The organism is Leisingera thetidis, from assembly GCF_025857195.1.
In the GTDB taxonomy this organism is placed as follows: domain Bacteria; phylum Pseudomonadota; class Alphaproteobacteria; order Rhodobacterales; family Rhodobacteraceae; genus Leisingera; species Leisingera thetidis.
The window spans coordinates 4,246,097-4,268,985 of sequence record NZ_CP109787.1; the positions used below are offsets into that span (position 1 = coordinate 4,246,097).

Genomic DNA, 22,889 nt, shown 5'->3' on the forward strand with positions numbered 1-22,889 from the left:
ATAATGGTTTGGAGTAAACGTGGGGCTTTGGGATTCTTACCGGATGCGGTTGCGGCGCAAGCGGCGGCTTGTGCGCGCGGTGCGCAAATCCGGTGAACTGACGCCTGTTCAGGATCATACCGGGGCAATCCAGCGGGGCGATATCCTGCTGGTCTGCACCATGCGCAACGAGCAGATCCGGCTGCCATATTTCCTGCAGTACTACCGCGGCATGGGAATCAACCACTTCCTGCTGGTGGACAACGGCTCCACCGACGGCACGGCGGACTACCTGCGCGGGATGGCGGATGTCTCGCTGTGGCACACCACGGCCGGTTACAAGCGGGCGGGATTCGGCATCGACTGGATGAACTATCTCAAGCGCAAGTACGCGCATGGCCATTGGGTGCTGGTGGTCGATCCGGATGAGTTCTTTGTCTACCCGTTCTGCGACACCCGCCCGATCCGGGCACTGACCGACTGGCTGGACAACTCGGCGATCCGGAGTTTTTCGGCGATGCTGCTGGATGTCTATCCCAAAGGCCGGATTGAAGAGGTGCCGTACCAGGCCGGGCAGAACCCGCTGGAGATTGCCCATTGGTTCGACAGCGGCAATTATTCAATCACCCGCAATCCGGAATACGGCAACCTGTGGATCCAGGGCGGGCCGAGGGCACGGGTGTTTTTTGCCGACCAGCCTGAAAAGGCGCCGGCGCTGAACAAGATCCCGCTGGTCAAATGGCACCGCCGTTATGCCTATGCCAGTTCCACCCATGCGCTGCTGCCGCGGGGACTGAACCAGGTCTATGAGAGTGATGGCGGCGAGAAGGCCAGCGGCGCTTTGCTGCATACCAAGTTCCTCGACACCTTCACCGCCAAGGCGCGGGAGGAAATGGACCGTGGTCAGCATTATGCCGGATCGTTGGAATACAAGGCCTATGCCGGCAAGCTGGCAGAGCAGCCGGAACTGTGGTGCAAGTGGAGCGAGAAATACATCAATTGGCGCCAGCTTGAGATCCTGGGGCTGATGTCCAAGGGGAACTGGGCATGAGCACCGTTGGGGTTGTCATGCTGGTCCACACCGCGCTGGAGCGGGCGGCACAGGTGGTGCGCCATTGGACCGCCAGCGGCTGCCCGGTGGTGCTGCATGTGGACCGCAATGTGGACCGCCAGGTGTTCACCCGCTTCCGCGAGTCGCTGGCGGCGGATCCGCTTGTCCGCTTTTCCGCCCGCCACCGCTGCGAATGGGGCACCTGGGGGATCGTTGCCGCTTCGCAATCGGCCTCAGAAGTGATGCTGGCGGAGTTTCCCGGGGTGCGCCACGTCTACCTTGCTTCGGGTTCCTGCCTGCCGCTCAGGCCGGTCCAGGAACTGACCAGTTACCTGGCCGCCCGTCCGCGCACAGATTTCATCGAAAGCGCCACCACCGCCGATGTGCCCTGGATTGTCGGAGGCTTGAGCCATGAACGATTCACCCTGCGGTTTCCGTTTTCCTGGAAGAAACACCGCTACCTGTTCGACCGCTATGTGGCGCTGCAGCGCAAGCTGGGCTTCAAGCGCAGGATCCCGGCGGGTCTGGTGCCGCACATGGGCAGCCAGTGGTGGTGCCTGACCCGGCAGACTTTGTCTGCCATTTTGGAAGATCCGGAGCGCCCGGTCTATGATGCCTATTTCCGCAAGGTCTGGATCCCGGACGAAAGCTATTTCCAGACCCTGGTGCGGCAGTACTCCAGCAATATCGAAAGCCGCTCGCTGACGCTGTCGAAGTTCGACTTCCAGGGCAAGCCGCATATTTTCTACGACGACCATCTGCAGCTTTTGCGCCGTTCCGACTGCTTTGTTGCCCGCAAGATCTGGCCGCATGCAGAGCGGCTGTACCAAACCTTTCTGACCGACCCCGCCGGCGCGATGAAGCGGACCGAGCCGAACCCGGGCAAGATCGACCGGATCTTTGCCAAAGCGGTGGAACGGCGCACGCGGGGGCGGCCCGGCCTGTACATGCAAAGCCGCTTTCCCGGCCATGGGTCGGAAAACGGCATCACTTCCAGCCCGTATTCGGTGTTTCAGGGGTTTGCTGAACTGTTCGAGGATTTTGAGACCTGGCTGGCCAGGACAACCGGCGCCCGGGTGCACGGCCATATCTTTGCGCCGGAAGGGGCGGAGTTCTCCGAGGGGCAAAGCCTGGTCAATGGCTGCCTCAACGGCAATGCCAAGGTCCGTGACTACAATCCGGAGAGCTTTCTCACCAGTCTGATCTGGAACACCCGCGGCGAGCGCCAATGCTACCAATTCGGGCCGCGCGACAACCAGGCTGTGAACTGGCTGGCGGCACGGGATTCCAATGCCCAGGTTTCGGTGATCAGCGGCGCCTGGGCGGTGCCGCTGTTCAAATCCAACCGTAACTTTGCGGACCTCCGGCAAGAGGCTGCAAGGCTGCAGCAGGTCGAGGCCGAGCAGCTGCAGATCCTGCGCTCGCAGTGGACCAAGGCACGGGTGCGGATCTGGACCATGGCGGAGTTTGTGGAGGCGCCGATGGAGCCTTTGCAAACCATCGTCGATGAGATCGGTCTTCTGGCTGCACGGCATCTGAGCGAGGCGCCCAAGATGACGAACCTTGAAGGGTTCGGGCAGTTTCTGCAGAATTTGAAAAACCAGGGCATGCACCCTTATCTGATGGGGGACTTCCCGGTGGAGCAAAACCCTGTCAGTCTCTCCAAACCGCAGCGCAAACCTTATCTGGTGCGATGAATTCTGATGCCTGATTCCTCATTCGACTACTTCGTTGTCTTTGCTGAAATGCGGACGGGCTCCAATTTTCTGGAGGCCAACCTCAATGCGTTTGACGGGCTCAGCTGTCACGGCGAGGCGTTCAATCCGCATTTCATCGGATATCCGAACAAGACAGAGCTGCTGGGAGTGACCCAGGCCATGCGGGAGGCGGATCCGGAGCGGCTGATCAACGGGATCAAGGCGCAGACCGGTGTGCTGGGGGGCTTCCGATATTTCCATGATCATGATCCGCGGATTCTGAACCCGATGCTCGAGGACCCGCGCTGCGCCAAGATCGTGCTGACCCGCAATCCGCTGGACAGCTATGTGTCATGGAAGATTGCTCAGGAAACCGGGCAGTGGAAGCTGACCAATGTAAAGCGCCGCAAGGATGCCAAGCCGTGGTTCGATGCGGCTGAGTTTTCCTCCCATGTGGAAGTGCTGCAGGATTTTCAGGTCACGCTTCTGAACCGTTTGCAGACGCTGGGTCAGACAGCGTTTTACCTGGCGTATGAAGATTTGCAGAGCGTCGAGGTCATGAACGGGCTGGCCCGCTGGCTGGGCTTGTCCGGGCGTTTGGACGGTCTGGATGAAAGCCTCAAACGGCAAAACCCGGCGCCGGTGCTGAGCAAGGTGGCCAACCCCGGTGAGATGCAGGAGGCGCTCTCGGGCATGGACCGGTTCAATCTGACCCGCACGCCGAATTTCGAGCCGCGCCGCGGTCCGGCGGTGCCCGGGTATGTTGCGGGCGTGGTGACGCCGCTTTTGTATCTGCCGCTCAAGGGCGGACCGGAGGCTGAGGTTGTGCAGTGGATGGCCGGGCTGGACCATGTGGCGCCGGAAGGGCTGATTCAGGGCATGAATCAAAAACAGCTGCGCCAGTGGAAGCGCAGCAACAAGGGATTCCGCAGTTTCACCGTGCTGCGCCATCCGGCAGCGCGGGCACATGCGGTGTTCTGCCGCCGGATCCTGAATGCCGGTGTGGGCAGTTACCGGCCGGTCCGCAATACGCTGCGACGGCAGTTTGGCCTGGAGTTGCCGGAGGAAGGGCCGGATGCGGGCTACTCGCTGGCACAGCACAGGGAGTGTTTTGCCGGGTTCCTGGCCTTTCTCAAAGCAAATCTGGCGGGGCAGACTTCGGTCCGCCTGGATACGGAATGGGCCACTCAGAGCCAGGCGCTGGCAGGGTTCGCCGAACTTGGCTCCCCTGATCTTCTGATCCGTGAGACGGAGATGGGCGAGGAACTGCCGGCCCTGGCACGCAAGCTGGGGCGGATGGAGCCCGCTGCGCTGCCAGAGGCTGACCGGGATGCGCCGTTTGCCTTGCAGGACATCTATGATGCGGAGCTGGAGGCGCAGATTGCCTCGGTTTACCAGCGCGATTATTTGGCCTTCGGATATGGTCCTTGGCGTACGGGGTAAATGTGGCGCCGGTTGTCCCAGGAACCGGTGCGGACTTCTTGCCACCGCCGCCGGTTTGGCGGGACCAAACAACTGGAACAGCCTGGGCCTGACGCTGGTTTGCCGTGATTTGGCGTGGCCTGTGACCAGTCATGGCTTGGATATGGGGCGCAGCCGTACGGGTCCGCTGGCCGCGGATCGTGTCCGGCCTAACGGGAAGCGGGCTGCCGCCAGGCGGTGGATGATGGGCGGCAGCCCCTTGGCAGCAGAATACTCAGCACGTAGTGCTGCTGGGTCTGGAAAGTGGCCGCCGGAACTGCTGGAAACGTCTCACGCCGCCTGGACGGACTGATCCTCGGTCAGGATTGTGTACAGGGTGGCCGGGTCGTGGTTGGCGCGCAGCTTGGTGCAGAAGCTTTGCTCGCGCAGGGTGCGCGAGACCAGCGCCAAGGCTTTCAGGTGCTCGACACCCGCATCTTCCGGGGCAAACAGAGCAAAAGCGATATCAACCGGCTGGCGGTCAACGGCGCCGAAATCCAGTGGCTTTTCCAGGATCAGAAAGACGCCGCAGACCTCGCTGATGCTGTCGAGACGGGCATGGGGAAGGGCAACGCCGTGGCCAACCCCTGTCGGACCGAGGCTTTCACGGTCCAGCAATGCCTCGACCGTGGCCTGGGCATCCAGGCCATAGGCGGTCTGAGCTATATCCGCGACTTCTTGGAACAAGCGCTTCTTGCTCGAGGCCGCACCGATCACCCGGACGGCCTCTGGCTTGAGGATGCTGGAAATCTGCATATGTCTGCTCCGTTCCGGCGCCCCCCGCGGGGCGCCGATGCCTTAGATGTGTTTACGGATCGATCCAGCCGATGTTGCCGTCTTCGCGGCGGTAGACCACATTCAACCCGTCCTTGCCTTCGTTGCGGAAGACCAGAACCGGGGCACCTGCCAGCTCCATCTGCATCACCGCTTCCCCGACCGACAGAGACGGAATGCGGGTTTCCATTTCAGCAACGATGATCGGCTGCAGGGAGTCCGGTTCGGAATCCGTTTCCTCAGAGGCGAGGATATACGAGTTGGCGCCCAGATGTTCAACCGGCTCGCTGCGGTCCTTGTGGTGGTCCTTCAGGCGGCGCTTGTAGCGGCGCAGCTGCTTTTCCATTTTTTCGCAGCAGGCCTCGAACGCGGCATAGATCTCCGTTGCATGTGCTTTGGCCTGAGCGCTCAATCCGGTCGACAGATGGACGGTGGCTTCACACACATATTCATGCGCCGAACGGGAAAAGACCACGGCAGCGTCGGTCGGCCGTTCGGCATATTTCTGAACGGCCGAACCCAGCTCATTCTGCACATGTGTCTGCAGAGCTTCGCCGATGTCGATCTGTTTGCCGCTGATTTTGTAACGCATGTGATCTCCTTCACGAATTATTGCGGCCGGGCCCGCCGCCAAGGCAATCCTTGGCGCTGTCACGTCAGGTCCGGAACCGGGGGGCAGGCCAGCCGTCCGGCTGCATCCATCCGGGCCTTGTTGCCAAGGCCGAAGAGCGGATTGCATCGGACTGCGCGTATGCCATGGGCCAATTCGACGGCAAGACAGCGGGAGAGTCAATGGATATCGCTGAAAAAGAACCGGGGCTTTCAGGTATATTTTCCGGTTGTCTGCGCGCGGCGCGGAGGCTCAGGAAATGCGGAAATTGTCGCCCAGATAGACCCGGCGGACGTTCTCGTTTTCCACCACTTCCTCGGGGCTGCCGGACATCAGAACCTGGCCGTCGTGCAGGATGTAGGCACGGTCCACGATCTCCAGGGTTTCGCGCACATTGTGGTCGGTGATCAGCACGCCGATGCCGCGCTTTTTCAGGTCCGCGACCAGGTGGCGGATGTCGCCGACAGAGATCGGGTCGACCCCGGCAAAGGGCTCGTCGAGCAGCAGATACTTGGGGTCTGCCGCCAGGCAGCGGGCGATTTCCACCCGGCGCCGCTCCCCGCCGGACAGCGCCAATGCGGGCGCACGGCGCAGGTGCTCGATCGAGAAATCCGACAGCAGCTCTTCCAGCCGTTCGCGGCGCTTGTGCTCATGCTTTTGCGAGATGTCGAGCACGGCGGATATATTGTCCTCCACCGACAGGCCGCGGAAGATCGACATTTCCTGCGGCAGATAGCCGATGCCCAGCCGCGCGCGGCGGTACATCGGCAGGCCGGTGACGTTCTGGCCGTCGATGCTGACGGTGCCTGCTTCGGGGAAGACCAGCCCGGCAATGGCATAGAAACTTGTGGTCTTGCCGGAGCCGTTGGGGCCCAGCAGCGCCACCACTTCGCCGCGGTTTAGCGACATCGAGACATCCCGGATCACCACCCGCTTGCGGTAGGATTTGCGCAGTTTCTCGATACGCAGCCCGGAGGAGCCTTCGGTCACGGTCAGTTTCGGTTTCGCCATCAGTTGCTGCCGCCGTTCGGGTTCAGGATGGTCTTCACCCGGCCGGCCATCCTTGCGGTGCCCGAGGTCAGGTTCACCTCCAGCCGGTTCGAGGCCAGGGTGCCGCTTTTCTGGTTGAGGAGCACATTGCCGGTCATCACGATGGTGCCCTGGTCGATGGTGTATTCGGCGCGCTGTGCCTCGGCCGCGTCGGGGCCGCTGACCAGAACCACATTGCCAGTGGCTTCCAGCCGTTCGATGCCGGCCTTGGCGCCGTCATCGCCTGCTGTCTTGTAAATCACCAGCACTTTGTCAGCCGAAAGCCGCATGATGCCCTGGACGATCAGCACATTGCCCGTGAATTCGGCAGAGCCATCGGTCTGATTGACCGCCAAGGTGTCGGCGGTGACTTCAACGGGCTGGCTGGGGTCGGCTTTGACGGCGCCAAAGGCGACGGAGGCCGTTTGCGCTGCCGCAGGGCCGGGAAGAAGCGCCAGCGGCAGGCAGAAAATCAAAGCGCGCAAATAGGACACAGGTTATCTTTCCGGTTGCTGGGGATCATATAGCAGCTTCACCCCGTTTTTGAACAGCATATGGACCGGGCCGCCTTCGGTTTTGACGCCAATGCGCATATTGCCCGCGGTCAGCTCACCAATTGCGCCGGTGGCGCGGACCGGGCCGGGGCTGTCGGCCTCTAGCCCGCTGAGTGCGGTGTTCAGCTCTTCGGTCTCGACGACAAGCCCGTCGGCGGAAGTGATTGTCACGCTGCCGGTAAACCGCGCCATATCCTGGCCCGGGTAAATGGCGCCGGTTTCGGAGGCCAGCGTGATCCGGCCGCCTTGGGCAAGTTTGAAGTCGGCGGAAAGGCTGCTGGCAACCGCGGGGGCGCCGTTACCGCCAGGCCTGGCCAGCGCGGCGGTGACCATGATCTCATCGCCCTGTGCGGTGGTGCCGGAAAAGAAGGGGGCGGTTACTTGCTGACCCTTCATCCGATCCTCGATTTCCTTTTGTGCAAACGGGATCACCGCTTCGGTGTCGACCCCGCGCGAGATCAGGAACAGCGTCGACAGCAGAACAAGGGCTGTCAGCGGCAGCAGTACCTTTAGGTAGGCGACGGCTCTGGAGTGGCTGTCCATTTGCTGTTCCCCAGGCCCCGAGTCAGCCCAGGCCTGCGCGCAGGCAGTCGTGGATGTGCAAAAGACCCTCTGCCTTGCGGCCATTGTCCGGATCAACAACGAAAAGGCAGGTGATCTTGCGCTGGTTCATCACCGCAACGGCCTCCTGCGCCATTGCACCGGGGGGGATGGTGGCGGGGCTGGCGGTCATGACTTCCGCCGCAGTCTTGCCCAGCAGCCCGTCCATGTGGCGGCGCAGGTCGCCGTCGGTGATGATGCCGGCCAGCGAGCCGTCGGCGGCGGCAACGCCGGCCACGCCAAAGCCCTTCTGGCTGATCTCGATCAGCGCGTCGGCCATCGGGGTGTCCGCGCCAACCAGCGGCAGGGCGTCGCCCGCGTGCATCAGGTCGCGCACCTTGCTGAGCTGCGCGCCCAGCTTGCCGCCCGGGTGGAAATCGCGGAAGTTCTCGGGACGGAAGTCGCGGTGCTTCATCAGCGCAATCGCCAGCGCATCGCCCATCGCCAGGGTCAGCGTGGTGGAGATCGACGGCACCATGCCAAAGCCGCAGGCCTCGCCCAGCGAGGGGATCTGCAGATGCACGTCGGCCTGTTTCATCAGGGTGCTGTCCATCTTGCTGGAGAGTCCGATCAGCGGAATGGCAAAGCGGCGGGTGAAGGCCAGCAGATTGGCCAGCTCCGGCGCCTCGCCCGAGTTGGAGATCGCCAGCACCACGTCGCCTTCTGACAGCATGCCCAGATCGCCATGGCTGGCCTCAGCCGGGTGGACGAAATAGGCCGGCGTGCCGGTGGAGGCCAATGTCGCCGCAATCTTGTGGCCGATGTGGCCGGATTTGCCGATGCCGCTGACGATGATGCGGCCCTTGGCCTGCAGGATCAGCTGCGCCGCTTCGGCAAAGCGCGCGTCGAGGCTCCCGGCCAGGGTGTTCAGCGCCTGGGCCTCATCGGTGATCACCTGCCGCGCGGTGACGAGGAATTTTTCTGTATTGGTCATGAGTGGGCAAAGATGTCAATTTCGGGCCAGCCGGCCAGGTCCAGCTTGGCGCGCATGGGAAGGAAGCCGAAACAGGCCTGCGCCATATCGGTGCGGCCCTCGCGGGCCAGCCGCTTGTCCAGTGCCTCGCGCAGCTTGTGCAGGTGGAGGACATCGGAAGCGGCATAGTCGAGCTGGGCTTCGGTCAGCTCTTCCGCGCCCCAGTCGCTCATCTGCTGCTGCTTGGAGATGTCGATGCCCAGTAGTTCCTGGGTCAGATTCTTGAGCCCGTGCCGGTCGGTGTAGGTGCGCACCAGGCGGCTGGCAATCTTGGTGCAATAGACCGGAGCCGCCAGGGCGCCGAATGCGTGATACATGGCTGCAATGTCGAAACGGCCGAAATGGAACAGCTTCAGCACGTCCGGGTCTTCCAGCATCCGGCATAGGTTTGGCGCCGTGGTCCGGCCCTTTTCCACCTGCACGATATGGGCGTCGCCGTCACCGCCCGACATCTGGATCACGCAAAGCCGGTCGCGGTGCGGGTTCAGGCCCATGGTCTCGCAGTCGATGGCGACAACGGGACCGAGGTCCAGCCCGTCGGGCAGGTCGTTTTTGTACAGGTGGTTTGCCACTGGATTTCCCTTTTGATGAACACTGCGCCGGGGTGTGCTGCAGACGAAATAGGTACTTTGGCCGCCAAACTCAACTGCGCATCAAAAGGCAACTGCCGGCGCAGGATCAAGCACCCCGCGCTGCAGGGCATGGAACTGCAGCCTGCAGTGGCAAGGATCCGCCCGGCGGCAGATCAGAAGATGAAATCATCCGCCCCGAGGTCTCTGATCCTCACATCTTCCAGCAGGATCGAGCTTTCGCTGCCGGTTGTGATCAGCATGCCGTCGGCCGTATTGACTGAGGCGGCGCGCACATCGGCAATGCTGTTCAGCGTGCTGATGCTGGAGAGGTCAATGGCTTCATGATCGGCTCCGCTGTCGAAATCGGTGATCCGGTCGTCGCCGTGGTTGCCCCGAAACACAAACACATCGCCATTCCGGCCGCCGGTCAGCACATCGTTCCCGAAACCTCCGTTCAGGCGGTCGCTGCCTTTTCCACCGAATACAAAGTCGTCTCCCAGGCCGCCGACCAGCTTGTCACTGCCCTTGCCTGCGTACAACCGGTCTGTGCCTTCTTCACCGTAGAGGCCATCGCTGCCGTCGCTGCCTTCCAGCCTGTCGCGGCCGCTGCCGCCGAACAACTGATCGCCGCCCGCCCCGCCGATTAATTTGTCATCGCCGAAGGATCCGGACAGTTTATCATGCCCGCTGCCGCCTTTTATCGTGTCATTCCCGCCCCGGCCATTGACAGTGTCGTTGCCCGCCTGCGTGCGGATGGAATTGTCGGCAGAATTGCCGGTGACCCTGTCACGCCCGGAGCCAGAAATCAGGTTTTCAATAACAGTTCCGCGTGCAATGCCGATATTTCCGGTCAGCCCGTTCACGTCGGAAAAATGAGCCGCCCTTAAATCCATGCGGCTGTTCTCGTTATGCCGGCTGACATCCAGGGTATCGGTGCCGCCTTGGTCGTAGATGGTGTAGGCGACTGGAGAGCCCCCATACTTTTCCTGATCGCCGAAGAAATCATTCAGCACGCTGGTCGGGCCGCTGCCGCGGCCCCAGATTGTGTTGCCGGCCGTTGCACCATCCCCGTCCGGCGCTCCGTAGAGGTCCTGTATCGCGATAATGTCGGCCATCATCGGCGTCAGCAGAAGCGCGGAGCTGGCGTCCACGCTGGTGTTGGTGCCCTGGTCGAAGTAGGACATCACCGACAACTGCCAGCTGTCGTTGGGGAATTCCTCATCAATGCCGTAGGTTGCGCTGCCGTTGTAGTTGCCCTGATGCCCCAGGCCCAATGCGTGCCCGATTTCGTGGACATAGGTCTGGAACGAGTAGCTGTCGATGCTGGTGCCATAGGTGGCGAGCCAGTCCTGGGAGACGTTCACGGTTGAATAAAGAATGTTTCCGTTTGATACGGAGGAATTCGCATATGCGCCGCTGCCGCCGTCATCAAAGTTGATATCCGCGCCCTGCCGGGTTTCGGAAAACTCTATGCCGGCGACCATTTCCCAGGTCTCGAGCGCCCAGCGGGCCAGCTTTTGGCCCGCGGAAGTCAGCCCTGTCAGGTTTACGGTGATAACGTTGTCACTTGATGTGTCAAAGCTTCTGGCAGTCAGGGAGCGGTCCTCCCAGAAGCCATGCGTCAGGTATCCGGCCAGGTCATTGAGGGTTCCGGGGTCCGGCGGTGTGTACTCGGAAACCGAAACCGTATAGCTGCCACTTCCGGAGTCGCGGTAGGAGCCGGCATTGATGTAATAGGTGCCGGTCGAGGATGCGGTGAAGGTTATCGCGGCTTCATACCCGGGTCCGCTGTCATCGTCATAGCGGAGCTGGGATCCGTTCGCGGAGTGCAGCCGCAGGTAGGGGTCGCCGAGCGTGCCGCCGCCGCTGACCGCGCCGCTCATTTCAATGGTATAGCTTTCGCCTGCAGTCAGTTCGATCGCGACCCAATCGCGGTCGCCGGAGCTGGACAGGGAGCCTTGAAACGTGTCGCCGGCAGCCATGCTGTAACGTGTCCCTGTCCCATTGATTGCGTCCGAGGTTTCTTGGATGCTGGCAAATTCAGCCGTAGCTGCGGAAAGCACTTCCGTATTTCCGGTGTGATCGAAACGCATGAAAACAAATCCTCCCAAACAGCCGCGAACAGCCGGCTGGAGCTGCATATGGACGGCAATTCAGGGTGGAAATATCGATTATCGCCGCAATCTAAAGGCTTTTAATCGTTTCCCGCGGATTTTTCAAAGCCCGTTTTTCCTGACCTCAAGCGCCGGCCGGGCCGTTAAACCGATTGATAATACAGGGAAAACTGCCTCAGCAGCTATTGAGGTATTTTCGGAAACAGGCTGTTGCTGAAAAGACTGGTGCCCAGGAGAGGACTCGAACCTCCACGTCCATACGGACACTAGCACCTGAAGCTAGCGCGTCTACCAATTCCGCCACCTGGGCAGGTGTCGTGTGGGCGCGTATAATTCGGTTCGCCTAGGGCGTCAAACGGAAAAGGCATGGCCGGAAGGTGAACCAAGAGGCCGTCTGGACTTGCGGCGGCGGACGGGGCGCACAATCCTTTCCGGCCGGAGCCAAGCCATTTGCGTCGATGCCAGGCTGAGGAAACTGACGCTGTCACGGGTCTGTCAAGAAGACGCGTTTGTCCGGACACAGAGCAGACAAACCGGGGCTGAAATCGCGAAGTACCGCACCGTCTTTCTGCCGGACCTGGCGCCCGGGCGATCTTCCGCACCGGCGGCGCCACCGGCATTATGCCCGGCAGGGCGAGGCTGGAAACTCTGAACCACTGTGGGCCTGTCAAGCCATGGCCTCTGCCAGTGGTGCGGCGAAGTTACAAAGGCCCTGAACCCGGAAAGCAAAAGGCATCTGCCAGTGAGGATTCCGAATTCAACGATGAGGGGGCATAGGTGATTATCGACGGCAGGGTGGAAATCTGGACGATCGATTTTGGCGGCGTGCATATTCCGTGGAAACCAGGAGCCATCCCCTGGAAGCTAAACCGTATGCGTGGTGACTGGAACTGTATCGCTTCCACCAGCAGCGGCATTCCGATCGAAGATGAGGTTTTCGCCTGCCTATCCACCAAGGATGCCCAAGACACGATTCCATTTTTGAATCTGCTTGATCGGGCCGTTCGTTGCGTTTAAACGGACGGTCGCATCGCCTCAATAGCTCAGCTGGTAGAGCAGGTCCTTCGTAAGGACAAGGTCGGGGGTTCGAGTCCCTCTTGAGGCACCATTTTTACGGAAAATGTGCTGTAAAGACAGTGTGTTGCGATCGTTTCGGATTTTCCTTCCCCGCCAAGAGCCTTACGTTTGTTTCCTGATGCCGGGCATTTCAGGGGCGTCTGGGACTTATCCGGCGGGGACCTGATCGCTTTCCTGCTAAGTTGAAGTGAGGGAAGGCTTTCTGCAGATTGCATGAACCTATGCAGGCGATAACAGGCACGGCGTCACGCTTGGCAAAAATCCAGACCCAGGCTTTTCCGGGTACCGTTGAGTTCAAACCCGGCTGCCGGGTCCCTCGTAAAATCCATCTGCGCCACGCCCGGGACCTGATCGCGGCTTGGCGCGAGGGCTGCAATCATCACCGCCCGCAGTTGAGCCTCGACGCGCTCTCCCCGCGGGAGCATCACAACGGTCAAGAGAGGACCGCACCCTGAACAGAGCGAACTGAAAAACGCGGACACCTAGTGAAGCACGTCATTTTCGGTGAAATGTCAAAGTTATCACTCAAGACAAACGACGTCCTGTCCCAGCTGAACTGCAGCTGTTCCGTCCTCCGCCAGCGCGGAAAACATGTGGTGGCGGCTTAAGCACTGCGTTTGTGCCGCGCAATTGGGGACCGCGCGGTTTGCCTGGTGGAGGCAGAGCGGGTGGCGCTGGGCAACTCGCCAAAACGGGTGCGGTAGAGTTGTGAAAAGCGGCCCAAGTGGGAGAAGCCGCTGTCATAGGCGATGCTGCTGACCGCTGTTCCGCTGGGCCGGGACAGCAGCAGGTAGCGGGCCAGGTCCAGCCGCAGGTCGCGCAGGTACTCCAGCGGTGTCAGGCCGAAATGCTGGCGGAAACCGGCTTGCAGGGTGCGGAGGCTGCAGCCGGCCTCGGCGGCGATCGCAGAGACGGTCAGCGGCTCACTGGCGTTGGCATGGATATAGTCCTGCGCGCGGCGGATCTGCAGACAGCTGCCTTCCGGCGCGCGCTGGCTCATAAGATGGCGGATGTTGCTCTGCTGATGGGTCAGCAGGCCGAGGATCAGCTGTTCTTCTATGACCTGCTGCTGCAAGGCGCCCCAGTTGCCAAACCCGGCCTCTGCATCGGTGGCGTGGACACAGGCCATGAACTGCTGGGCCCAGCCCTGCAGAGGGCCTGCGCCAATGGGCGCCGCGGTGTCGAAGACCACCGGCTCAGACAGCGGCAGCCCGGCGGCGTGTTCGGCAATTCCGTGCAGCGCGTCCCGGTCGATTTGCAGGAGCAGCATCCGGCAGTCCCGGTGCCAGGCCATCCGCGTTTCCCGTGTCGGGTTGAGCACGGTGGCCCGGCCGCGGTCCGAGTTCACTGCTGCCGCACCATTGGCCACCCGGGCACGGCCGCTGAGAGGCATTTGCACTAGGTAAAAATTCCGCAGTTCGCCCGGCTCAATCTGCACAGCAGCGCCGTAGCTCAGGAAATTTAGCGACAGGCTGCGTCCGGGCACGTGGTTGTGACGCGTGCCGAAACCACGGCTCTGGCCCTTTGGCTGCAGGCGGTGATCACAGAATTTCCGCGCGACCAGCGCGCGTGCCTCGTCGACGTCGCGGCTGTGAAATTGCCGCCACGCGCGCAAAGGCTCGCGTTTGTGTTCTGCCTGCTGCCTGGTCATTTTCGCAGCGTAACATGGATCCCCGGTCAGGCAATCGCGCTGTTCTGCGCTATTTTGCGCATTCTGGATAATCCTTTTGCGGACCTGCCCCTAGGCTTGGGAGGCGAGCTGACAAGGGAGGAAACCATGGCTCTGGATCAGGGAATCACCAAGGCGTCCGGCGGGCTTGAAGGCCTGTCCTGGAATGTTGTCGGGCACATCTACACGCCCAAGCTGCACAGCGAAAACGCCTTTATCTGGCATGCGGTCATTCCGGACGGCACATTTGTGCCGCCGCATGTGCACCCCACCCAGGATGAGTGGATCACCATGCTGGACGGCACGCTGGAGGTGGAGTTCGGCGGCGAGGTTCATCAGGCCGGCCCGGGCGACACCGTGCGGATGCCGATGGGCGTGGCGCATGGCATTTTCAACCGCTCCGGCGCGCAGGCCGTCTGCGTGTTCGGGGTGGCGCCCTCGCGAAAGCTGTTTGAGCTCTTCTGTGCGCTGGACGGGGTGACCGACCCGGAAGAGCTGGTGCGGCTGTCGGCGCTGCATGAAGTCGACTTCCTGCCGCCCCCGTCTGAGTAAGGGAGGCGGACATGGTAAAACGCAAGACGGTCGCCGTCATCGGCGGCGGAGTAAGCGGTCTGGCTGCGGCCAAAGCCTTTGCCGAAAAGGGGCATGAAGTTCTTGGCTTCGAGCGCAGCCACGATCTGGGCGGGGTGTGGGAGCTGTCGCGCTCTTATCCCGGCGTGCAGACACAATCGCCCAAGGAGCTGTACTGCTACACCGACCACCCGATGCCCGCGGATTACCCTGAATGGCCCAAGGGGCCGCAGGTGCATGCCTATCTGCACTCTTATGCGGCCAAGCATGATCTGCACCGCCTTTTCCGGCTGAACACCAATGTGCTGGAGATGGACCGGCGTCCGGACGGGCAGCCGGGCTGGCGGCTGATGCTTGAAGCAGGGGGCGAGACCCGGGTCCAGGACGTGGATTTTGCCGTGGTCTGCACCGGCCAGTTCTCGGAGAAGAACATCCTCAGTCATCCGGGGCAGGAGGAATTCACCGCCCAAGGCGGCGAGGTGGTGCATTCTTCGGAGTATCTCGACCCGGAACATGCGCGCGGCAAGCGGGTGGTCGTACTGGGCGGCTCCAAATCGGCCACCGATGTGGCGGTGAACGCGGCCCAGCATGGCGCCAGGCAGGTGCATCTGGTCTACCGCCAGAACGTCTGGCGGGTGCCCTATTTCGTCGGCGGCATCAACTTCAAGAAACTGCTCTACATGCGGGCGCAGGAGATGCAGTTCAACGGCTGGGGCCGCAGCTGGCTGCACAGGGCGGTTTATGGCATGGCCAAGCCGCTGATCTGGGCCAATTTCCGCGGATTAGAGACGCTTTTGAAGCTGCAGCTGGGGCTGAGGAAATGGGACATGGTGCCCGATGTGCCGATCGAAAAGGACGTCTCCTGCTCGGTTCCGATTGTGACGCCGGGCCTGTTTGAAGGTTTCAAGGATGGCTCCATAGTCCCCATCCGCTCCACTTTTGCGCGCTATGAAGGCGATGAGATCGTGCTGGAGAACGGCCAGCGCATCGGCGCCGATCTGGTGGTCTCGGCAGTGGGATGGAAACTGGGGATCCCCTATCTGGCTCAGCGGCACCTGGACAAGCTGATCGAACCGGACGGCCAGTACCGCATCTACCGGCTAGCTGTGAACCCGGACCTCCCGGAGATGGGATTCGTCGGTTTCAATTCCAGCTTCTGTACGATTCTGTCCGCGGAGATGGTGGCGAACTGGCTGGTGCGCTACGCCGACGGCCAGCTGGCGCGGCAGCCCGCGCGCGGCGAAATGGAGGAGAACATCCAGATGATGCTCGACTGGCGCCGCAAGGAGCGCCCGGCCGCGCAAATCTATGGCGGGCTGTGTTCGGCGCCGTTCCATTTCAAGCATTTCGACGAGCTCTTGATGGATATGGGAGCGGCGCAGTGGAAGCGCGCGAACCCGCTGGCGGAGCAATTCGCGCCGCCTGATGCCGGTGCTTACGGCCGCTTTCTGGCCTCCACGCCGCAATATAGCGCAGCCTGAGCGCCGCCAGCTGCAAAATCCTGGCCTGCGCCTGCCGTACTGCGGCGGGCGCAGCAAGTCAGTGGAGGCTTATCGGGCCTGCCGAACCAGCTTGAATGTCGAGTGAGGGGGATGGTGCCCAGGAGAGGACTCGAACCTCCACGTCCATACGGACACTAGCACCTGAAGCTAGCGCGTCTACCAATTCCGCCACCTGGGCAGGTGTCGTGAGGAGGGCGTATAAGCGGAGTCGCGGGCAGCGTCAAACGGAAAATGCGCGTCATCGGGGATTTTCCGGGAAATTCGTACTCCACTCGTTTTCTCAAGCTTTTCCAGTGTGTTGACGCAATCTCCCCGAGGCTGGCGCGGGTGGCAAAATGCGCACCGGTTTGATCCTGCGCAAAGTACGGCCTTCTTAAAAGGCGCATAGCAAAGTCATGAAACAGATTGACCGCTTCCAAGCCCTTGGGTTGTTCGACAGCCGGGTGCCCCGCTACACTTCTTATCCGACCGCGCCGGTGTTCACTGCTGACGTGGGCGCCGCGGATCAGGCCCGCGAATTGCAGGCATTGGATCCGGAGGTGCCGGTCTCGGTCTATCTGCATATCCCGTTCTGCGAGCGGCTGTGCTGGTTCTGTGCCTGCCGCACGCAAGGCACCCAGACGCTGAGTCCGGTGGAAAACTACATCGGCACGCTGGAGCAGGAACTGCGGCTGGTGGCGCCGCTCTTGCCAAAGGGGCTGCGGATGGGGCGGATGCATTGGGGCGGCGGCACGCCGACCATCCTGCCACCCGTTTTGATCCACCGGCTGGCGCAGGCAGTGAAGGCGGTTTTTCCGCAGACTGATGACTGGGAATTCTCGGTGGAAATCGATCCGACCATGGTCGACCGGGGCAAAATCGCGGCACTGGCGGCGGAAGGCATGAACCGTGCCAGCATCGGCATTCAGGATTTCGATCCGCTGGTGCAGCAGGCAATCGGGCGGGAACAACCGTTTGAGGTGACAAAGGCCTCTATCGAGGATCTGCGTGCGGCGGGGGTCACTTCTCTCAATGCTGATCTTGTCTATGGCCTGCCGCATCAGACGCAGGCGCGGATGGCGGACACGGTGGAAAAGGTGCTGAGCCTGAACCCGGACCGGCTGGCGCTGTTCGGCTACGCGCATGTGCCTTGGGTGGCCAAGCGGCAGAAGCTGATCAAGGAAGAGACGCTGCCGGACGATCTGGCGCGCTATTACCTGGCAGGGCTGGCAGCTGAAAAGTTTGCCGAGGCGGGCTTTGCCGCAATCGGCATCGACCATTTCGCCAAGCCTGGCGACGGGCTTGAGGCGGCGGCCCGCACCGGCCATCTGCGCCGGAACTTCCAGGGTTACACGGACGATACTTGCCCGGCGCTGATCGGCTTTGGCGCGTCGTCGATCTCCCGCTTTTCCGGCGGCTTCATCCAGAATGCCGCGGCCACGCCTGCCTATGTGCAGCGGGTCGAGGCCGGGGTGCTGACCGGAGCGCGCGGCCATGTGATGAGCCAGGAAGACCTGCTGCGCGGCCGCGCCATCGAGATGCTGATGTGCGACTTCCGGCTGGACCGGAAACAGCTGCAGCAGCGGTTCGGTGATCTTGCGGCAACGCTTGATGCGGACATGGCCCAAATCGCGGCCCGCTTTGGCGATCTGGTGAAACTGGACGGCGCGGCGCTGGAGATCCTGCCCGCGGGCCGCCCGCTGACACGGATCATCGCCAGCTGCTTGGACGCGCATGTGCCGGAAGGGGTGCGTTACAGCCGGGCGTCATGAAAACGGTTCCGGCGCGCTCCCGCCTGTTCCGAGGCCTCCTGCGGGAGGTCTCTCACAGTTGGGCATGGCGCTGTGCCGAAGCACAGCGCGGCTCTCCGCATCATGGGCCTCACGCGCAGTCGCCAAGGCGAGGGCCGCGCAGGCGGCCGCGTTCCGGCGCGGTTTTCCCTTGAGAAGGGGAGATGGCAAACCAGCACTTGGAAAGGCCGTTTACGGCAGGCTTGCCGTTGAACGGACGCTCAGCAGAAGGTGCAGCGCAGCTGCCGGGCCCAAGGCCGCCAAGGGGTTCCGGCGCAGCCGGGGATCCTGCGGGCGCGGGAGTGTCCCGTATGCAGTTCTGTCAGCTGCCTTTCACCAGCCGGAAGCCCAGGTAATCCGGTGGCAGCCCGACGGCGCAGCCGCCGACGCTGGCATCGCGGATGAAATCGATCACAACGGCCCGGTGGCGGCCGCCAGTGATCCGGGCACTGCAATAGGGGTCGCCAAGCTTGAGGCTGCCGTCCTTCTGCACCTCGCCGTTCTGCATGCAGCCGCCGGTCCATTCCCAGATATTGCCGCCGAGGCCGGTGAGACCATTGCTGTTGGCGCCGGGCTCGCTTTTGGGGTTCTGCGCCGGTCCCGGCAGGCCGCGCAGGGTGACCCCGCGGGCATACTGGCGCAGCCAGCGCTGGGCCGGATCGCTATCGTCACTTTCAACCGCTTCGTCCGCAAAGACTTCGGCTGCGGCCAGCTGCCATTCGGCGTCGTCCGGCAGCCGCCAGTTCTGGTCCGTATTCTTGGAATACCATTGGGCATAGGCGGTGGCGTCATGCCAGCTGACATGGGTTTGCGGCTGGCTGCGCTCTGCCGGCGTGGCGTCTGCCTCCTTGCAAGCACCGTCCGCCACGCAGGCAGCATATTCCGCAGCCGAGACCTGGTGTTTCATGATCTCGAACGCTGCGACGTGGCGCTGGTGTTCCGGCGCTGACACGCTTTTGCCATTCCGGTGGAAATTGCCGATCGGGCGGTAGGCAATGTTATCCGCGGCAATGGATACGGTTTCCGTCAGCGGCGCCGGCTCCCTGGCTGCGGTAAACCACAACCCCGGCAGACCAATGGCGCCGGCAAGCCCGGCAGCAATCAGCTCAACTTTCATGTCTGCATCCCCTCTGGGCAAAATGGGCGGCCGCGTGGTGCGGCCGCCCTGTCCTGTTTCCGCTCCGGCCGAAGGTCAGGCGCCGGTGTACTCAGTCGGGGCGACCACCTGTTCCATCAGGTCGTTGTTCCATTCGCCCTCGACCACCACATGCGCGGTGGCGCCGAGGTTCACCGCCTCGATCAGGTTGTGGTTCACATAGGCATAGACCCCGGGCTGCAGGAACTCATAGAGCGCCGCCCCGGCCGAGCCGCCGCGGATGAACCAGGTTTCCAGGTCGCGGTCCGGCACGTTGTTGAACTTGCCGGCTTCCCAGACCAGGTCGCCGTGGCCGCCGATCAGGTGCGGGCGGCTGTCGCGGTTGGCCTGGCTGTGCACGAACAGCACTTTTTCACCCTGTTTCGCCTTCATGGCGTTTTCGCCGGTGAGGGCGCCAACCGCGCCATTGAACACCACGTGGCTGGGGATCAGCCCGTTCATGACCTCCAGGGTGTCGGGATAGCTTTCGCCGACATCCTGATACCGGATGTAATCGCCGTTTTCGTCCTTTGGAATGTAGAATTCGTTTTCGCCGATGTAGTAGACGCGGTCATATTTGACCGGATTGCCATTGTGGTCCGACAGCCCTTCGCGCGGCAGCACCATGATAGTGCCGGCCATGCCCGCGGCGACGTGCCAGGGGATCATCGGGCCGCCCGGGGCGCAGTGATAGACAAAGGTGCCGGGGCGGGTGGCCTTGAAGCGCAGCACGGTCTTCTCCCCCGGGTTCACCAGGGTCAGCGCGCCGCCGCCCAAAGCGCCGGTGGCCGCGTGGAAATCGATATTGTGCTGCAGCATGTTTTCGGGCGGGTTGATTAGGGTGAGCTCGACATAGTCGCCCTCATGCACCACCATCATCGGACCCGGAATGGAGCCGTCAAAGGTCATGCCCTGAAGATAGGCGCCCTGGTCGACTTCGATCTCCTTCTCGGCAATCTTCATCTCGAATTCGACGATGCGTGGCGCGCCAGGTGCCACCTGCTCGTGTTCATGCACAAAAGGCGGCGCGACCAGCTTTCGCTTGATGCGCTGCAGGCTGGACAGGTCCGCCGGCGCGGCGGTCTCGTGAACGGTGGTGCTTTCGGCCTTGGCGGCTTTGGCAAGTGCGGGCAGCGCTGCTACGCCGGCAGCCCCCATCAGTGCGGCTCTGCGGGTCAGCATGATGTTCTCCTTTCAGTGTCCCATGTGCCGTGTCGAGCCGACTCTAGCGCCGGCCTCGTCGCCTTTGGTTGCTCTCGATCAACCTTCGATAAAATTCTTCGATGTCGAGATAAGTGGTTTTTAAGATGCAGGTATTATTTTGATGCCCGGTTGCGCACCGGCGCGGCCGGCTGCCCGCCAGCCACCGACAGCCAGAGGTTCCGCTGAACCCTGAACTGCCGGCAAATTTAATTGTTAAGCCCTGTTTAACGGGCCGCCTGTTATTCCGGTGGTGGGTGAAAATAGTGGTGGTGGATATGAGCGCACAGAGCAATGTGGCGCCCATTATCATCAAGAAGAAAAAAGTCAGTGGTGGCGATGGCCATCACGGTGGCGCGTGGAAGGTGGCTTATGCCGACTTCGTGACCGCGATGATGGCCTTCTTTATGCTGATGTGGCTGCTGAACGCGACGACAGAAAAACAACGCAAAGGGCTGGCGGATTACTTCTCGCCGTCAATCCCGCTCAGCCGGGTGTCCGGCGGCGGCAACGGTGCCTTCCAGGGGGACAGCATGTTCACCGAGGAAATCAAGCCGCAGTCCGGCACCGGGGCCACGGATATCAATCCGATGGATGCTCAAAAGGCGCAGGGCGAAACCGGTGTCGAATCCAGTGAGAAACGCGAGGAAGCAGACGACAAATTCCGCGCCATTGAGGAACAGCTTTCCGGGCGTGGCGGCGAGAGCATGGTGTCCGTAGAAATGGCCCGGCATATCGTCACCAGGGTTACGGACGAAGGGCTGATTATCGAGCTGTTCGCAACCGAGGAGATGCCGCTGTTCAAGGACGGTCAGGCCGAGCCGACAGCGCTGTTCCGTGACCTGGTCAGGATGATTGCCCGGGTGTCTGAAAGCGTGACCAGCAATATCGCCATTGGCGGCCATATCCGCTCGCATCCGGTAGTGCTGGCAAAGAACCCGGTTTGGGAACTGTCGCATGACCGGGCAGACCGGACCCGCATCTTGCTCGAATCGGGCGGGCTGGCCACGGGGCGCATTCACCGTGTGACGGGCCATGCCGACCGCAAGCTGGCCGTCGGAAACCCGATGGCGGCCCGCAATGACCGGATCGAAATCATTCTATTGCGTGAATAACCCCCCGGAAACACTGAAACAGGCGGCTGGCAGATAGGTCATATTTTATCTGTTAGCCGCCCGTTAATCGCTCCTGCGCTAGCTGTTGCACTCAGAATGATTAGATGCAGCAGAAAGGCGTGCTATGACCATTTCTTCGTCGCTGAACGCGGGCGTTTCAGGATTGAGCGCCAACGCCAGCCGGTTGGCCTCCATTTCCGACAATATCGCCAACTCCGCGACCCGCGGCTACAAGCGGGTGCAAACCGATTTCCATTCCATGGTCTTGTCCGGCTCCGGCGGCACCTATTCGGCGGGTGGTGTGCGCACCACCAATGTCCGCCTGATTGATGAGCGCGGCCCGCTGGTCTCTACCAACAATGCAACCGACCTTGCGGTGCGCGGCCGCGGCATGCTGCCGGTCGCCTCGATCACTGAGGTGGAGAGCGGCAACGACCCGTCCATGATGCTGACCACGACTGGATCCTTCAGGACCGATTCCAACGGGTATCTGACGACGGAATCCGGTTTGGTGCTGCTCGGCTGGCCCGCGCTGGCAGACGGCACTGTTCCGGACGCGGCGCGTGATACGGACGATGCGCTGGAGCCCATCCACATCGACCTCAACCGTCTGTCGGCTGAACCGACGACCGAAATCAGCCTGGCTGCGAACCTTCCCGCCGACAGCGCTCTGGCAGCCTCTCCTGGTGCTGCCGTGGAGCAGGTGGTTCAGTATTTTGACAACATGGGCCGGTCAGAAGAGCTGACCATCACCTATACGCCGACCGGTGTCTTGGACAATGAATGGACCGTGGAGATCGTGGACTCCGCAACCGGTGCGGCAAACATTGGCGAGTATACGCTGACCTTTGACGATAGCAGCACCACCGGCGGATCTCTGGCGGGCGTGGTAACCACCACCGGCGGTGCCTATGATGCGACCGCTGGTTCGGTGACCATCAACGTCGCGGGCGGCCCGGTCGAAATCAACATCGGCACAATCGGCGGCAATACCGGCCTGAGTCAGCTTGGCGATGAATTTGTGCCGGGCACCACCGTGAAGGACGGCAACGCCGTTGGCTCCTTTGTTGCGGTCGAGATCAACGCAGCCGGGGAAGTGATTGCCGAGTATGACTCCGGCGACAGCAAGGTGATCTACAAGGTTCCGTTGGCGGATGTCTCCAACATCAACGGCATGCGGGCCCTGGACTCCCAGACCTACATGCCCACTGACGAATCCGGGGATTTCTATCTGTGGGACGCGGGTGACGGGCCGACTGGCGAAATCCTGGGCTATGCGCAGGAGGAATCCGCGGTCGATGTCGCGACTGAGCTGACCGACATGATCCGGACCCAGCGGGCCTATTCGTCCAATGCCAAGGTCATCCAGACCGTGGACGAGATGCTGCAGGAAACCACCAACATCAAGCGCTGAAGCGCTTGATGCCCCCTGACTTTG

At 61.9% G+C, this 22,889-nt stretch carries 21 protein-coding genes, 3 tRNA genes and 1 pseudogene; 12 read left to right on the top strand and 13 right to left on the bottom strand.

Going from position 1 to position 22,889, the window contains the following annotated elements; all coding sequences use genetic code 11:
• Positions 1–43 precede the first annotated feature (43 nt).
• Genes OKQ63_RS20445 through OKQ63_RS20455 form a run of 3 tightly spaced genes read left to right on the top strand, consistent with a single transcriptional unit; the run spans position 44 to position 4,170 of the window.
• Positions 44–1,030, top strand: coding sequence for a glycosyltransferase family 2 protein (locus tag OKQ63_RS20445; protein ID WP_264211849.1), 987 nt, complete (start codon positions 44–46; stop codon positions 1,028–1,030).
• Positions 1,027–2,727, top strand: a complete 1,701-nt coding sequence (locus OKQ63_RS20450; RefSeq protein ID WP_264211850.1) for a DUF5927 domain-containing protein — start codon at positions 1,027–1,029, stop codon at positions 2,725–2,727. Before OKQ63_RS20445 ends, OKQ63_RS20450 begins: the two co-directional genes overlap by 4 nt.
• Positions 2,728–2,733: 6 nt before the next feature.
• Positions 2,734–4,170: a sulfotransferase family 2 domain-containing protein gene (locus tag OKQ63_RS20455; RefSeq protein ID WP_264211851.1), complete on the top strand. Its 1,437-nt coding sequence runs from the start codon at positions 2,734–2,736 to the stop codon at positions 4,168–4,170.
• 309 nt (positions 4,171–4,479) lie between these two features.
• On the opposite strand, the gene OKQ63_RS20460 is transcribed toward OKQ63_RS20455, so the two are convergent.
• The 8 genes from OKQ63_RS20460 to OKQ63_RS20495 all read right to left on the bottom strand — a co-directional run bounded on the left by OKQ63_RS20460 (position 4,480) and on the right by OKQ63_RS20495 (position 11,393).
• Positions 4,480–4,944, bottom strand: a complete 465-nt coding sequence (locus OKQ63_RS20460) for a PTS sugar transporter subunit IIA (RefSeq protein ID WP_264211852.1) — start codon at positions 4,942–4,944, stop codon at positions 4,480–4,482.
• 52 nt (positions 4,945–4,996) lie between these two features.
• A complete protein-coding gene (gene hpf / locus OKQ63_RS20465) occupies positions 4,997–5,554 on the bottom strand; it encodes a ribosome hibernation-promoting factor, HPF/YfiA family (RefSeq protein WP_264211853.1) in 558 nt (185 codons plus the stop codon).
• A gap of 270 nt (positions 5,555–5,824) precedes the next feature.
• Complete coding sequence (gene lptB / locus OKQ63_RS20470) at positions 5,825–6,583, bottom strand: LPS export ABC transporter ATP-binding protein (protein ID WP_264211854.1); 759 nt, start codon at positions 6,581–6,583, stop codon at positions 5,825–5,827.
• On the bottom strand, positions 6,583–7,095 hold the full coding sequence (gene lptA / locus OKQ63_RS20475) for a lipopolysaccharide transport periplasmic protein LptA (protein WP_264211855.1): 513 nt from the start codon (positions 7,093–7,095) through the stop codon (positions 6,583–6,585). The genes lptB and lptA overlap by 1 nt, the downstream gene beginning before the upstream one ends.
• Before the next feature lie 3 nt (positions 7,096–7,098).
• Positions 7,099–7,698, bottom strand: coding sequence for an LPS export ABC transporter periplasmic protein LptC (locus tag OKQ63_RS20480; protein WP_264211856.1), 600 nt, complete (start codon positions 7,696–7,698; stop codon positions 7,099–7,101).
• A gap of 22 nt (positions 7,699–7,720) precedes the next feature.
• The gene (locus OKQ63_RS20485; protein ID WP_264211857.1) at positions 7,721–8,689 is read right to left on the bottom strand and encodes a KpsF/GutQ family sugar-phosphate isomerase; all 969 of its coding nucleotides are present in this window, start codon (positions 8,687–8,689) and stop codon (positions 7,721–7,723) included.
• Entirely contained in the window at positions 8,686–9,300 is a 615-nt protein-coding gene (locus OKQ63_RS20490) for a ribonuclease D (protein ID WP_264211858.1), read from the bottom strand. Before OKQ63_RS20490 ends, OKQ63_RS20485 begins: the two co-directional genes overlap by 4 nt.
• 173 nt (positions 9,301–9,473) lie before the next feature.
• On the bottom strand, positions 9,474–11,393 hold the full coding sequence (locus OKQ63_RS20495) for a M10 family metallopeptidase (RefSeq protein ID WP_264211859.1): 1,920 nt from the start codon (positions 11,391–11,393) through the stop codon (positions 9,474–9,476).
• Between OKQ63_RS20495 and OKQ63_RS20500 the strand changes: the two genes are divergently transcribed.
• Entirely contained in the window at positions 11,392–11,631 is a 240-nt protein-coding gene (locus tag OKQ63_RS20500) for a hypothetical protein (RefSeq protein WP_264211860.1), read from the top strand. The genes OKQ63_RS20495 and OKQ63_RS20500 overlap by 2 nt on opposite strands.
• Before the next feature lie 6 nt (positions 11,632–11,637).
• Here OKQ63_RS20500 and OKQ63_RS20505 read toward each other — a convergent pair.
• A tRNA-Leu gene (locus OKQ63_RS20505) sits at positions 11,638–11,724 on the bottom strand.
• Positions 11,725–12,191: 467 nt separating this feature from the next.
• Between OKQ63_RS20505 and OKQ63_RS20510 the strand changes: the two genes are divergently transcribed.
• The 3 genes and pseudogenes from OKQ63_RS20510 to OKQ63_RS20520 form a co-directional block, all read left to right on the top strand.
• Positions 12,192–12,431 (top strand): hypothetical protein, encoded by a 240-nt coding sequence (locus tag OKQ63_RS20510; RefSeq protein ID WP_264211861.1) that lies wholly within the window; start codon positions 12,192–12,194, stop codon positions 12,429–12,431.
• A 15-nt stretch (positions 12,432–12,446) separates the two neighbouring features.
• Positions 12,447–12,522 (top strand) — tRNA-Thr (locus tag OKQ63_RS20515).
• Between the two features lie 298 nt (positions 12,523–12,820).
• Positions 12,821–12,960, top strand: a pseudogene (locus OKQ63_RS20520) (IS3 family transposase); the annotation flags it as partial.
• A 135-nt stretch (positions 12,961–13,095) separates the two neighbouring features.
• Here OKQ63_RS20520 and OKQ63_RS20525 read toward each other — a convergent pair.
• On the bottom strand, positions 13,096–14,142 hold the full coding sequence (locus OKQ63_RS20525) for an AraC family transcriptional regulator (RefSeq protein WP_264211862.1): 1,047 nt from the start codon (positions 14,140–14,142) through the stop codon (positions 13,096–13,098).
• 126 nt (positions 14,143–14,268) lie between these two features.
• Between OKQ63_RS20525 and OKQ63_RS20530 the strand changes: the two genes are divergently transcribed.
• The gene (locus OKQ63_RS20530; RefSeq protein WP_264211863.1) at positions 14,269–14,712 is read left to right on the top strand and encodes a cupin domain-containing protein; all 444 of its coding nucleotides are present in this window, start codon (positions 14,269–14,271) and stop codon (positions 14,710–14,712) included.
• A gap of 11 nt (positions 14,713–14,723) precedes the next feature.
• The gene (locus tag OKQ63_RS20535; RefSeq protein WP_264211864.1) at positions 14,724–16,211 is read left to right on the top strand and encodes a flavin-containing monooxygenase; all 1,488 of its coding nucleotides are present in this window, start codon (positions 14,724–14,726) and stop codon (positions 16,209–16,211) included.
• A 112-nt stretch (positions 16,212–16,323) separates the two neighbouring features.
• Here OKQ63_RS20535 and OKQ63_RS20540 read toward each other — a convergent pair.
• Positions 16,324–16,410 (bottom strand) — tRNA-Leu (locus OKQ63_RS20540).
• A gap of 217 nt (positions 16,411–16,627) precedes the next feature.
• Here OKQ63_RS20540 and hemN point away from each other — a divergent pair.
• Positions 16,628–17,983 carry an oxygen-independent coproporphyrinogen III oxidase gene (gene hemN, locus OKQ63_RS20545; protein ID WP_264211865.1) on the top strand — a complete coding sequence of 452 codons (1,356 nt, stop codon included), beginning with the start codon at positions 16,628–16,630 and terminating at the stop codon, positions 17,981–17,983.
• Positions 17,984–18,323: 340 nt separating this feature from the next.
• Here hemN and OKQ63_RS20550 read toward each other — a convergent pair whose 3' ends face one another.
• Together OKQ63_RS20550 and nirK are read right to left on the bottom strand one after the other, a co-directional pair.
• Positions 18,324–19,118: an SUMF1/EgtB/PvdO family nonheme iron enzyme gene (locus tag OKQ63_RS20550; RefSeq protein ID WP_264211866.1), complete on the bottom strand. Its 795-nt coding sequence runs from the start codon at positions 19,116–19,118 to the stop codon at positions 18,324–18,326.
• 75 nt (positions 19,119–19,193) lie between these two features.
• Entirely contained in the window at positions 19,194–20,318 is a 1,125-nt protein-coding gene (gene nirK / locus OKQ63_RS20555) for a copper-containing nitrite reductase (RefSeq protein WP_264211867.1), read from the bottom strand.
• Between the two features lie 296 nt (positions 20,319–20,614).
• Here nirK and OKQ63_RS20560 point away from each other — a divergent pair, with 296 nt between their 5' ends.
• Together OKQ63_RS20560 and OKQ63_RS20565 are read left to right on the top strand one after the other, a co-directional pair.
• Entirely contained in the window at positions 20,615–21,451 is an 837-nt protein-coding gene (locus OKQ63_RS20560) for a flagellar motor protein MotB (protein ID WP_264211868.1), read from the top strand.
• 124 nt (positions 21,452–21,575) lie between these two features.
• Positions 21,576–22,865, top strand: a complete 1,290-nt coding sequence (locus OKQ63_RS20565) for a flagellar hook protein FlgE (RefSeq protein WP_264211869.1) — start codon at positions 21,576–21,578, stop codon at positions 22,863–22,865.
• Positions 22,866–22,889 lie beyond the last annotated feature (24 nt).